This window comes from Methylobacterium sp. Leaf100 (genome assembly GCF_001422845.1).
Taxonomy (GTDB): Bacteria; Pseudomonadota; Alphaproteobacteria; order Rhizobiales; family Beijerinckiaceae; genus Methylobacterium.
The window spans coordinates 72,225-84,756 of the sequence record NZ_LMMW01000009.1 but is presented as its reverse complement, the minus strand read 5'-3'; the positions used below and the strand labels follow the sequence as shown (position 1 = coordinate 84,756).

Sequence of the window (12,532 nt, the reverse complement as noted above, 5' to 3'; positions counted from 1 at the left end):
AGGGTCATGCCCTGATCTGAGAATCCCCGCCCGGTTCAGCCAGCAGCTACCTTCCGGCATCCCCCCACCAACCCAATCCACCAAACTTGGCAAAGAGCCAGTTTGCTGGGTCAGCGTCAAATGTCCGCCCAACCCCGAGCATCTACTCCAGCAAGTGAGAGGGTATCTGGTGGGATCGAACGAAACCGTGTCAAGCGCCTCAGCCCGAAAAGCTGAGTGATTGCAGTAGCCTAAAGTCCGGGCGAACCGCCTCAAACTGGTCTCTGGCGGAGAGGGGGGGACTGTACCCCGGATAACGCTTTCCCTAGGGAAACGGGGCTCGCGGCGCCCGTTTTCAAGGTTCGTGTGTACCACCGCCGTGTGCCTCCCGCCAATCTGAGAACGAGAGGAGGCGATCCTATTTCGCGGATGACGACGCACTGCCCTAAACTCACCGGGATCGGGCAGGTTTGACGTTTGACACCCTGGTCGTCAGGTTCCCCCGAGCCGCCTCCATGGGCACCAGCGATGCCTTTGGGGTCGTGACGCTCAGCCTGCCTTGGCAGCCGCGCCGCTTCGGTCGTGGGACGACGGTATCGTGGGCGGTGGGTAATGCTGGACGAAGCGTTTCGAATGCGAACGGATGCTGTTGCCTACGTAGCGGTCATCGCCTTCGTTGCGACGGTCGCTGTGGGTTGGCTGGGATTACTTTATGCCCGGGAGCGGCGTGCCAGGTCGCAGCTCCGATCCCGTTTCGCTGGCGTTATCGACGCGGATGCGGAGCTTGTGCGGGTCCAAGGAGAGAGGGACGCGCAGGAACGAGCGTCGCAAGAGCTCGCGACCAGATACGCCGTCATCGAGAAGCGATACGCAGGGGTGACCACTGCGGAGGAGATCGTCGGCGGCCTGGAGGGGCAGGCCCTCCGGCTGAGGTCCGATATCGAGCGTACGCGGGAGCAATATCGCGAGAAGAAGTCGACCTACGATAGCCTCGTCAAGGAGATCGCGATCTTTGACGAGCGGCTGGCCTTCGCCGAGATGGGGGTCTACGAGCCCCACTTCGATTTCTCGGACAGCGAACGCTACAGGACGGAAATCGAGGACATCCGCCAGAGACAGAAAGACTTGGTTGCCGACGAGGCGGCCGTGGTCTGCGGCATTTCGTGGTCCGTCGACGGCAGCGAGGCTAAGGGGAGGACCATGACCTCCAGGGCGATCAAGCTGACCCTTCGGGCTTTCAACGGTGAGTGCGACGCCGCGATCGCGAACACCCGTTGGAACAACGTCGTCGCCATGGGAAAGCGGATCGACCGAGCCGTTGGACAGATCGACAAGCTGAACGCATCGAATCAAGTTTCAATCACGCCGGTCTATGCCGAGCTGAAGCGCAAGGAATTGTTCCTCACCCACGAATACCGGGAAAAGCTCAAGGCCGAGAAGGAGGAGCGGGCGGAAGCCGCGCGGGCGTCGCGGGAGGAGCAAAAGCTGCTCCGCGACATCGAGGCCGCCGAGGAGGCGGAGGCGCGGTATCAACGATTGCTCGGCAAGGCAAACGCCGACGCTGCGAAGGCGACGGGCGCAAGACTCGACGCCCTTGAGGGCCAGATCAGGATGCTCGAAGGCGACTTGGCCGAGGCGCATGCCAAGGTCGAGCGGGCCCAGGCCCTCGCCGAAAGGACGCGATCGGGTTACGTCTACATCATCTCCAACGTCGGATCGTTCGGCAAGGACGTGGTCAAGATCGGATTGACCCGGCGTCTGGATCCACTGGATCGGGTCCGGGAGTTGGGTGATGCGAGCGTCCCGTTCGTGTTCGACACCCACGCCATCATCTACAGCGACGATGCCCCGTCGCTCGAACGAGCCTTACACTCCACCTTCGAGAAGACGCGCGTCAACGTGCAGAACTATCGCAAGGAATTCTTCCGTGCCTCCATCGACGACGTCGAGGCGGCCGTGAGACGGTTGGCTCCCGATGCCTCGTTCATCAAGGATGTCGAGGCCCAGGAGTACCAAGAGACCCTCGCCCGCCGTCAGTCGACGCTGGCCGCCGCGGGGGTTGAGGTCTCGGCGTCGTTCCCGTCCACGATCTGAGGACGATTTTTGCCACATACGCCATTCGCCTGAGCAGGGACATCGGCGCCCCGGCGCTGTTCGACGGGCATCGATTACCGCCATATCCCGATGAGCGATCGAAAATGCGATGATTGGAGAGCGATACACCGGGATTCGCTTCCCGACCCTGCCGGCTGGAAAGGTTTCCGTGTGTGACGACGATGGATTGGTCGTTCTCGACCACGGTGAACATCGCACTTCAGGCATCGTCCTCGGTCGGCAAGCGCCCGGCGAGTTTTCGCACGTTCTCGGGTGTCCAGCATCCGCCGCGAACCGTCTTGATCCCATCCGCATTCAGGCGTTCCGCTATCTCCATCCACCGGCCCTCGCCTTCGGGCACGGCAGACAGCGACGCGCGTAGACCCGCGTACGCGCCAAGCCGCAATGCGGCCATCACCGCGGTCTCCTGCCGACGCCAAGCCGCAAAATGCCGAACGGGATCGAGCGTCTCGCCGTCGATGGTGAGGGGGGCCGGCGAGAGAGGGATCCGCTCGATATCCAGCGTCCGGAGATGCTCCACGAGGTGACGATTGCCGCGCCACGCCTTCTCGTCGAAAGCGACGTGGATCACCGCGGCACGACGACCGCGCGTCATATCTTGGACGCGGTCGAGCGCCTCGCATACGGCTTCGGTGGCACGATCTGGCCTCGTATCCATGAACGCGATCTCGCCGAGCAACCGCCCCTCCAAACGTCCTTCGGTATTGATGACGTACCGGTGCGTGAGCGCCCTCTGATAGCGGATCGTGGTGCTGACCGCGGCCGCGGCCGCCGCGTCCTTGGGGAGGTGGCGAAAGCCGATCCGGGGGACCGGCAGTGTCCAGTAGAAGCCGACATATCTCCCGCCCACACGCCTCTCCCATGGCCCCCCGGACAATTCCGACGGCGGCTCGGGGCGACGCTAAGGCGATCTAAGGTCGCCCTGCAACCCAGGAGAACAGCGTGACGAAGACAACCGACAACCCAATCCGGATCGCCGAGGTCGTGGTCGGCCGACACGGCGGGCGCATCGGCATCACGTTCGCGCCGGGCAAGAAGCAGCCTCACGGAATGTCCGGCCCGCATGATCGCGATCTCGGCACGGATCTCGATGCTATCGCCGCCTGGGATGCGGCCGCGGTGGTGACGCTGATGGAAGCGCACGAACTTGAAGAGGTCAGGATCGCCGCGATCGGCGAAGAGGTGCGGCGTCGGCACATGGAGTGGTATCATGCCTCGATCGTCGACGTCTCGGTGCCGGACGCGGCCTTCGAGGTGACTTGGCCCGCCCTCTCGGTCCGGCTGCGGGGCCTACTCGCCCGCGGCGCCCGGGTGCTCGTCCACTGTCGAGGAGGCCTCGGCCGGTCCGGCTCGGTCGCGGCGCGACTTCTCGTAGAGAACGGCGTGGAGGCAGGCGAGGCGCTCGCGAAGGTCCGGGCCGTGCGCCCCGGCGCGATCGAGACCCTGGAACAGGAGCGCTGGGTCGCGGCTGGACATGTCGAACCGCTTTCCCACCCTTCCACCGTGCACGGCGCGACGCGGGATCGCGCGACCGGTGCCATGGTCGGGCTTGCGATCGGCGACGCGCTCGGGACAAGCATCGAGTTCTCATCCAAGCCACGGTACGCGGTGCTCGATCACATCGTCGGCGGCGGTCCGTTCCGGTTGCTCGCCGGGCAATGGACCGACGACACGGCCCAGGCGTTGGCACTCGCCGATAGCCTCGTGCATGACCCGAACCTCGATGCCCGCGACCTGATGGACCGCTTCGTCGCGTGGCGTGGCGACGGGGCCTACTCCTGCACGGGCACCTGCTTCGATATCGGCAATGCGACCCGTGCCGCCTTGGTTCGTTATGAACGCACGGGCGATCCGGTCTCGGGCTCGACCAGCGAGACCGCATCGGGCAACGGCGCCCTGATGCGGCTCGCGCCAGTGGCGATCCGGCACTGGCTCGACCCCGACGCGCTGCGGGCGACCTCGGACCGGCAGACCCGTACTACGCACGGCTCGCCCGCGACGGTGCGATGCTCGCGCCTCCTCGGGGATCTCTTGGCGCAAGCCATTGCCGGAACACCACTGAACGACGTGTTGGGCAGTCCATCGGCAGAGGCCGTCGAGGGCGGCTGGCGCGGGCTGCATCGCGACGCGATCGAAGGCTCCGGCTATGTCGTGCGGTCCCTCCAGGCGGCCGCGTGGGCGGTCTCGCGCACGACGGACTTCCGCTCCGCAGTGGTGCTCGCCGCGAACCTCGGGGACGATGCCGACACGACGGCGGCGATCGCCGGGCAGCTGGCCGGCGCCGTCTACGGCCTGTCCGGTATCCCACAGGATTGGCTCGCCATCCTGGCGTGGCGCGAGCGGATCGAGGACGCCGCCGTTCGGCTGTTCGAGGCCGGCTGCCCGCCGGATCAACTCGGTCCTTCCAGACGATCCCGGTTCATCGAAACGGGCGAAGGTGCACGTGTGATCCGACCGGGCGTCGGCGAGATGGTATTCAGAAACGACCGCCTCGTTCCGCTTCAGGAATCCGAGGAAGGTGAGAAAACTGAAATGACAACGGAAAGCCCGTCGTCCGCGTGGTCGAGTTCGGTCGAGGATCTCGTCGCGTTCTGGGCGCGCTTGGGCGAAGGGCACGTCCACCCGGACGACAGGCAGCTCGTTTCCCAAGGTAGCTTCGCCCTCGACCTCCATCCAGTGCCATGGGCCGGAGCGTTGCGCAGTGCGAAAGCCTATATCCTGTTCCTCAACCCGGGCCTGAGCGAGGACGATCCGATCGAGGAGGCGCGTCCGGCTTTCAAGGCGGCGTTGCGCGACAACCTGGCGGGCGACCAGCCCTATCCATACCTCCTGAAGGAGCACGCCACGCATCCGGGATTTCGGTGGGCACGCCAGACCTTCGGACCCGATATCGTCGAATCCGATGCCCCCGACATCTGCATGCTGCAGCTCGTCCCGTACCATTCGAAGGGGGGAGCGGTTGCGACCCGGGTGGCGCCGGCACTCCCCTCGTCACAGATGATCCGACGCTTCGTGCGGGAAGGATTGATGCCACGTGTGCGAGCGGGGAAGGCCGCCTTGGTCGTGGCACGCTCCGCTAGGCTGTGGGAGGTGACGGACGAGGAGCCGGGCGTCGTGGTCTACCGCGGCGCCGAGCCACGACGCGCCTTCCAGACGAGCGGCAGCCGCGGTGGCAGGCTGCTGCGTGAGATGCTGCGATCGACTGGCTGATCCACGGGCGGCCGATGCCGGACGGTGTATCGTTCTGCAGAGGCGATCCGATCTGACGCGTTTCCGGTAGGCGGTCTCTTGGCACCGACCGACCAAGCGTCGCTAAAGTAAGATCCGCTTATCGATGTACGGCGACGAATTGGCAGATTTGGACTGAAACGCGCCTACGTGAAGACATCCTGTGGAATACCCAATGCCTCGCGCCGCAGGGTGCTCAAAGAGTATCCGAGGGTGCCCCACCCTCGGACATGCGACGTGCGTCGCTGAGAACGTTGTCCTCGGGTCGCCGTCGCCGGTATAGGCCGGGGGCGGATCGTGCGAAGAGCCGTTTGTGAAAGATCCGCTGCTCGATCTTTTTACGGATAGTTTTGAGAGACCACTCCTCCACGTGGGTTCTAGCTTCTTCCGCGAGGTCGGCGCCGAGCCGATCCGCGATCTCTCTCACACGCATGGAGCCGTCCGCAGGCAGGATCGCGTGGATGTCGTGGACGACGCGGTCCCAGAAGTGGTCGGCCCGCACGGCCTGAATATGCCGCCGAGCCTCGGCCAGTTCGGCCTCCAGTCCGGCGACCCTGACGAGCAGCCCGTCGGCCATGGCGAGCGTCTCGGCGCGCAGTGCCCGTTCGTCGCGTAGGGTGGTCTCGAAGCGCTCGCGGTCCCCCTGGAAGGCCCGGTCGGCCTCGTCCTGGGCCGCGGCCCATAGGGTGGCGGTCGCCCTAGCCAGGTAGGCAGACACGTCCGCTGGCACCGTTCCGCGTGGAGGTACGGGCGCGTAGGTCTTTTCCGCCTTCCATTCCAGGAGATACGGCCCGACGTCGCGGGGCGAGCCGCCCCGTCCGGTCTTCCTCGTGAGGCGCGCCCTGACCGTGGACTGGGAGACCAGTGCGCCCTCCGAATGAAGATCGTTGGCCGCTTCAAACACCGCGTTTCTGTCAACCATCGCCGCCGGCCCCCTCGGGGGCGCAACCTTAGCCGGAGGACGTTAACGGCAGATCATAGGCCGGGCGATGGTAGTGGTAGCGATGATTGATATCGCTACCACTACCATCGGGTGATGCGCTGTGCGGTACGGGCTTGAGAGATTGAGCGGGTTCGTAGGAAGGTGGATTGCCCGCCGATGACATCCCGGATTTGCTCGATTATGGGCCTCTCCGGGCCAGAAATCGTCCCGCAGGTTTCCCGCAGGTTTCGGTTCAGCCGAAGGGACGAGGCCGCATCGGGATCGATCGGACCGAACGGGGATCGTTCATTCTCAATGAGTTGTGGACAGCTTGTTTCCTATCAGGGAGATACGGAGGGCCGTAATTCCTGAGCCGGCTGAACGGCTTGCACGCCGCCGCCGCCGCGGGCCCGAGAGTTTCCCGTGGGCTCCGGGCACGTTCCGGAATTCGGCCGGGTCGTCGACGCCTTGATGCGGCGGCACGGGGCACCACGTCAAGGTTCGCAGTCAGGGGCACTTTGCTCACGTATTGTGCCCCCATCCGAATTCCAACGCCGGGCGGCAAGGCATGATGAGGCTGGACGACGAGGCCACGTGGCCCGGGCACCTCCTGCGATGCCTCGACGACGGCCTTCCCCTCCTTCGCGGTTACGAGCGCGAGCGCGCGGCCTGGGACAGGCGATGCGAGGAGGAGGTGATGGCACGGGTCGGCCGCGACCCGAACCCGCATGCCGAGGGACGCGCCGCCGTCCTGGCGGCGTGCCACGACATCGTCCTCGGCTGCCGGATCGTCGGCTACCACTGCACCCGCCTGACCGAGGGCGAGGCCGTGGCGATTGAGCGGGACGGGCTCAGGACCCTGACACCGGAACTCTTCGAGGGCCGGATCGAACGGGCGCTCGCCCTGGGGCTCATCGAGCGCGGCGTGGCCGAGACCATCATCGCGAAAAACGACGGGCGCGACGGGAGCCGGGCCGGGATGGCGTGGTTCGTCTTCCGCACGCGCGACCTCGCGGACGAGGGCGGCGTCATCCGGCTGTTCTCCTCGTGGGGTGGGGAGGCGCTCTACGGCCGGTACGAAGATCACAACACGGTCGGTCCGGCCCTCGCCCGGATCGGCCGACCCTACATCGTCGAGGCCGCCGTGCCAGCCGCCGGGATCGAGACCCACTGCGACGTCGGCGAACGCGTCATGCGCGTCTACCTCGAACGTCGCGAGATCCGGACCGGCCACGGCAACGGCATGCAAGGATACGTCCGCGAGGACGTGCCCAGTGACGCCATCCTGCGCGTCATCCGGCGGGACGATCCGGAATTCGAGCGATTGACCCTGCTCGACACCTGGAGGTCCCGCCTCGCGTGAGGCGGATGCGACGGGCTCAGTCGAAGCGGAACCCGAACAGGCCGCTTGTCTCGTCCGCGTCCGATAGCCGGGGCTGCATCACGACCCCCTGCCTGTCGATATCGGCCGACAGGGGCAGGGTGTCGTAGATGTCCGAGTTCATCGTGACGATGTACTGCCCCCCGTATGCGCGCGCGGCGTCGGCCCCGAGCGCGAGCGCGTTGGCGACCTGGCGCGGGTCGACGCCGTCGAACAGATGGCTGTCGTGGATCAGGAAGCCGGGCCCCTTCCTGCGCCTACCCCAGATCGAGAACAGGGCGTAGTCGAGACAGAAGATCTCCATGTTCGAGATCCCGCCGCCGCGATCGCCCTGGATCGTGATGCGGAACTCGGGGCCGTTCTCGGTGGCCTCGACCTCGAACTTACCCGTCCGATCCTCGTAGAGCGCGGTGATGGCGTTGCCGATCAGCAGGATGGCCTCGTCGAGCCGGTCCCTGCGGCGCTGGTGGTCCTCCTGCAGCCGGCGCTTGATTCCGATCCGCTCCATGCTGAGCTCGGTCGTCCGGTTTTCCAGCACCTCGGCCGACCTGAAGCGCTCCCGCAGGGCGGCGGCCTCGGCCTCCGCGTCGGCCAGCCGCTTCTGGAGCGTAACGAAATCCTCCAGCGCGCCACGCCCCTCCAGGATCCGTAGGATGTCCCCACGCTCGGCATCCAGCCCGGCGAACCGGATGTCGCCCTCGGCCAGCTCGCGTTCCGCCGTCTCGATCTCCTCGCGCAGGCGTAGACGCCGGTTCTCCACGACGGTCCGGTGGAAGCGTTCGACATCCTCGAAGCGACGCTTGGCCAGGTCCGGCAACTCGATGCCGACGGCGGCGTAGAGGCGGCTGAGGTCGTCGCGCTCCGGAGGCCGCTCGGTCTCTATCGAGGCGCGGAGATGGGCCACCGTCTCCCGCAAGGGCACGGCACGGCGAGAGATCGCCTGCATCTCGACCTTGGCCCGCGTGGCTTGGCCCATCATCTCGCGATACGTGTCGTGGACCTCGAAGCGGCCTATCTCCTCCCGGAGCTTGGTGGCCTTGGCCTCCGCGAGGACGACGGCCGGGCGAAGCTCGGCCACCGTCCCGATCAACGCGCCGAAGGCCCCCCCCTTGGCGGCCTTCTTCAGCTCGTCGAGCTGCCCCTCCCGCTGCTTGACGAGATGCAGGTCGCGGGGGACGCGCCAGTCGAGCCCTAGGAGATAGGAGAGGTTGGACTGCCAGTCCCAGCGCTGCTGCGCCTCGGCCTGGCGCTCGACATGGCCGAAGGCGCCGGATCCGTGTCGCCGGGCGAAGTAGCCGAACAGTGCCCGGAAGCTCGGGGTGAAGCTCTCCTCGAACGGTGAGCCCCTGACGACGGCCGGCAGGTCGAACCACCGGTGCGCAAGGAAATCCTTCCAGGCCTCGTTCGATATCGAGAGCGCGCCTGTCTCCTTGTCCGGCTTGGTCTGCAGGCCGAAGTGCTCGGAGCTGGCGGGATCGACGTAGACCCGCCCGTGCTTGGCTCCGCTGCGCTCGACGGTGACCTCGCGCCCGGCGATCCAGAGGGTCCCCCGGAAGACGTGGTCGTTCAGCAGCGGGTGCCTGAGCAGGTTGCCGGGGTCGGCCTTACCGCCGAGCAGGAAATGGACGATGTCGACGAGGCTGGATTTCCCGGCGCTGTTGCGGGTCTTTCGATCGTTGCCCTCGGCCGACTTGGCGGACAGCAGGACATTGATCCCGGCATGGAAGCGCACGGGCTTGAAGGTCGGGAGCGAGCTGTCGATCGAGAGGATCATGGCGCGGGGACCGCGGCGCGAAGCAGGCCGTCGGCGTCCTCGATGGCATAGATGGCGTGGAGGAAGGCCAAGGCGAGCGCGAACCAGTCGAAGGAGATCGGATTGGACAATTGGATATCGCCACGGGCCGAGCGCACCCGCTCCCACAGGTCGGACACCTCGCGCGGCCGGTCGAGCTGACGGAGGATCTCCGCTCCCACGCCGACGAGTGCGCGATGCGGGGACAGATGCTTGCCTGGCAGGATCATGGGGTCACCTTCGAGGGATGATCCTTGAAGATGTCGCAAGCTTCAAAGAGGTAGGCCAGGAGCGCCTGCGCCGCGACCTGCCTTTCCGGCGGGACGCTGCCGACCCCCGTGATGTCCTCATAATGCTTGGTGAGGATGGCGTTGGGCGACAGCCCGCTCGCATCCAGCTCCTTATAGCGGTTCGCGAAGACCTTGGACAACCGGATCCCCATCTGCGGGTCCGGATGTCGGTCGACATAGTCCTTCACGAGGGGAGCGTTCGACGTGGCGCCCACGAGGATGCCATGCCACGCGCCACGGATCCCGTTGAAGTCCAGCTTGTCGAAGGGCGGGTCGGTGGGGGCGGCGTCTACGAGAGGCGGGTCATCGATGTCGCGCATCACCTTCTCGATGAGCCCGGCCACCTCCTCGATCCGCATGTTGCGGCTGTCCTCGGCCGAGGCGACCGGACCGAGCAGGGCGGTGAGGTGGAACTCGTCGAGCGCGAGGATTCGGTCCTCGAAGGTGGGAGGCCCGAACATGCCGAATCGGTGGTGGCTGTTCGCCGCCTCAAGCTCCTTCAACCTGACGACGGCCTCGACCGGAACGCCGTCGACGAGGTTATGGACGAAGTGCCATTCCTTCATGATCGCCGAGAGCGCCACGCTCGCCTTGACGTAGTCGTCCGTCATCTTTGCGACGAGCGTCGACACGGTCAGGCCGGCGTCGTGCAGCTTGCCGTAGCATTGGAAGAGCTGGCCGCTGCCCTGCAGGTATCCGTCACAGCCCTTGTCGCCGAGGCTGCCGAAAGGGCGAACCCGGATGAAGTCGGCACCGTGAAGCCGGGCCATGACCCGGGAGAAGAAATCCTGGAACGCGTCCCCGTTGAGCTGCCGGAGCTTCAGCTCCAGGTTCATCTGCCACTGGAGGCGTTGGTGCGGCGTCATCCAGGAGGACATGCTGGCCGATCGTCGAGGGCTGGTCGCCTGGTTGATAGGTATTCCCACCATCCGCAAGGGGCGTCGGTCGCCGTCGCCCATCACCGGAGGTGGTATCGGTCAAGGCTACATCGAAAAGGCGGACGCGTCGCGTCATCCGCCGAAATTCGGGCGGGACCGCGAGCCTGCGACGTCGATGGACACGATGTCGGCAGCGGTCCCGTGCCTCGACCGCCCGGGGTGGCGACGGGCGAACGCCGTCGCCACCCCGGGCGTTGGGTCATCGGGCCTTGAGGACGTCGCGCTGGAGATACGACATCTGGCGCCCGCGCCGCGTCGCGGTGACCCTCCGCGTACGGCGCCGGCTGCCGCGCGGGGCGACGATGGCGGTCGGCGTCGAGAAGGTCGGGACCCCCGTCCACGTCGGTTCGGCCCAGCCATAGGACATGGCCATCGCCGGCATCGGCGCGAACGCAGGGACCCGCTCGGGCGAGGCCGGTGCCGTCGGCTCGGGCGTGGGCTCGGGCTTGGGCTCCGTCTTGGGCTTGGGCCTCTTGCCACCGACGAAGACGTCGGCCTTAATGCCCTTGCCGTAGCCGAGCTCGTCCGCCGCCGTGTCCTGCCCCTCCAGGGTCCACTGCCCGTAGATCCGGACCACCGCCTGGACGCTCATGCCGAGGAGGTCGGCGGCCGCGCGCACGTCGGTGCGGCCGATCCTGAGCCACGTGGCCGCCGTGTGCCTCAGGACGTGGGGCACCACCTCCTCGCCGAGGCCGGCGTCGGCGATGACCGAACCCCAGACGCAGACCGGGCTCGCCGCGTACGCCGAGCCGTCCGTTTGGTGGACGACGTGCGCGATGCCGGCTTCGAGGTCCTCGTCACGCCACGGCGTGGCCATCGCGCAGAACTTCCGCGCGATCCTGGAGCTCGCACGGGGCTTACCGACGGAGGGGTCGCGGCCGAAGCCGCGCCGGTGGATGTAGCGGCCGTCGAGATCGAGGCAGCCGCCGTCCTCGTTCGCCTCCCAGGTCAGCTCCCGGATCGCCGCGTTGCGGGTCCCGGTGTAGAGGCCGATCGCCACGAACCGGCGGATGGCCTTTCGGTTCAGGACGATGTGGCGGGGACGCAGGACCCGACGGGTGACCGGAATGCCGTCGGCGTCGATCACCGTTTCGACCTGCCAAGCGTTCGTGGCCGCATCCCAGATCCGGCCACGCGTGGCCCACAGGATCCGCGCGACCTCCTTCCTGCGCAGCCAGCGGGTGCGGCCGGGACCGGCCTTGGGCACATGCACCTTCGGGTGCCAGGCCAGTGCGTGCTCATCGGCGTAGAGCACCACCGCCTTGCGCAGCTCGATGAGGTCCTCGCGCGCCGAAGCGGTCGTTGCCAGCGGCGCGTCGGGGTTCCCCTCGCGGTAGCGTGCATCCCTCAGGCTCGTGCGCCACTCGACGTAGAGATTGCACCGCGCCTTCGTGAGGTCCTTCAGCACCGCGCCGCCGAAGTGCCGGGCCAGCGTGCCCAGCCGGCTCGCCAGCGCCGCGTAGGCGGCGACCTCCTTGTCGGGGGCGTTCGCGGCCGGGCGGACGGCGTCGAGGAAGTAGGCGAGGACGGCGGCCACCGGCACCATGCGCGGAGCGACGATCCCCCGCTCACGCGCCCCTTTCTGGAGCCTGTACACGTCCAGCTTCAGCTGGGCGTCCGCCTCGTCCAGCTCCGACAGGCGGGTCGAGATCTCGACCTTGCCGTCCCGGATGTGGAAGATCCTGACGCCCGGGTCGGATTTGGAGGTCCGCAGCACCAGCCGCGGCGGCAGGGGCGCCGGCCCCCGCCGACGCTCGACCTCGGGGATCGCGGCCGCCGTGGTCATCAGGGCGACGCGAATGTCCTCGGCGGCGCGCCCGACGGCGCCCGCTTGCATCTTCTCGGTCATGATTCTAGGGTCCGTTATCCCGTGCCCGCACTCGTGCG

The 12,532-nt window shown here is 66.8% G+C and carries 9 protein-coding genes; 3 read left to right on the top strand and 6 right to left on the bottom strand.

The genetic code is table 11. The features are described from left to right. The first annotated feature begins 591 nt into the window (after nucleotides 1–591). On the top strand, nucleotides 592–2,073 hold the full coding sequence (locus tag ASF25_RS07495; protein WP_244472937.1) for a DUF4041 domain-containing protein: 1,482 nt from the start codon (nucleotides 592–594) through the stop codon (nucleotides 2,071–2,073). 220 nt (nucleotides 2,074–2,293) lie between these two features. On the opposite strand, the gene ASF25_RS07490 is transcribed toward ASF25_RS07495, so the two are convergent. Then, nucleotides 2,294–2,944, bottom strand: coding sequence for a hypothetical protein (locus ASF25_RS07490; RefSeq protein WP_056304218.1), 651 nt, complete (start codon nucleotides 2,942–2,944; stop codon nucleotides 2,294–2,296). A 92-nt stretch (nucleotides 2,945–3,036) separates the two neighbouring features. Here ASF25_RS07490 and ASF25_RS23210 point away from each other — a divergent pair, with 92 nt between their 5' ends. After that, nucleotides 3,037–5,304, top strand: a complete 2,268-nt coding sequence (locus ASF25_RS23210; RefSeq protein ID WP_244472936.1) for an ADP-ribosylglycohydrolase family protein — start codon at nucleotides 3,037–3,039, stop codon at nucleotides 5,302–5,304. Between the two features lie 214 nt (nucleotides 5,305–5,518). Here the strand turns inward: ASF25_RS23210 and ASF25_RS07480 are convergent, their stop codons facing one another. Next, complete coding sequence (locus ASF25_RS07480) at nucleotides 5,519–6,244, bottom strand: DNA-binding protein (RefSeq protein ID WP_056304217.1); 726 nt, start codon at nucleotides 6,242–6,244, stop codon at nucleotides 5,519–5,521. Between the two features lie 568 nt (nucleotides 6,245–6,812). Here ASF25_RS07480 and ASF25_RS07475 point away from each other — a divergent pair. Then, nucleotides 6,813–7,607 (top strand): hypothetical protein, encoded by a 795-nt coding sequence (locus ASF25_RS07475; RefSeq protein WP_056304216.1) that lies wholly within the window; start codon nucleotides 6,813–6,815, stop codon nucleotides 7,605–7,607. Nucleotides 7,608–7,623: 16 nt separating this feature from the next. Here the strand turns inward: ASF25_RS07475 and ASF25_RS07470 are convergent, their stop codons facing one another. From ASF25_RS07470 to ASF25_RS07455, 4 genes are all read right to left on the bottom strand, one after another. Then, entirely contained in the window at nucleotides 7,624–9,399 is a 1,776-nt protein-coding gene (locus ASF25_RS07470; protein ID WP_056304215.1) for an ABC-three component system protein, read from the bottom strand. Continuing rightward, nucleotides 9,396–9,647, bottom strand: coding sequence for an ABC-three component system middle component 6 (locus ASF25_RS07465; protein WP_056304214.1), 252 nt, complete (start codon nucleotides 9,645–9,647; stop codon nucleotides 9,396–9,398). The genes ASF25_RS07470 and ASF25_RS07465 overlap by 4 nt, the downstream gene beginning before the upstream one ends. Then, a complete protein-coding gene (locus ASF25_RS07460; RefSeq protein ID WP_156368909.1) occupies nucleotides 9,644–10,666 on the bottom strand; it encodes an ABC-three component system protein in 1,023 nt (340 codons plus the stop codon). The genes ASF25_RS07465 and ASF25_RS07460 overlap by 4 nt, the downstream gene beginning before the upstream one ends. Before the next feature lie 178 nt (nucleotides 10,667–10,844). After that, nucleotides 10,845–12,494 carry a hypothetical protein gene (locus ASF25_RS07455; RefSeq protein WP_056304212.1) on the bottom strand — a complete coding sequence of 550 codons (1,650 nt, stop codon included), beginning with the start codon at nucleotides 12,492–12,494 and terminating at the stop codon, nucleotides 10,845–10,847. Nucleotides 12,495–12,532 lie beyond the last annotated feature (38 nt).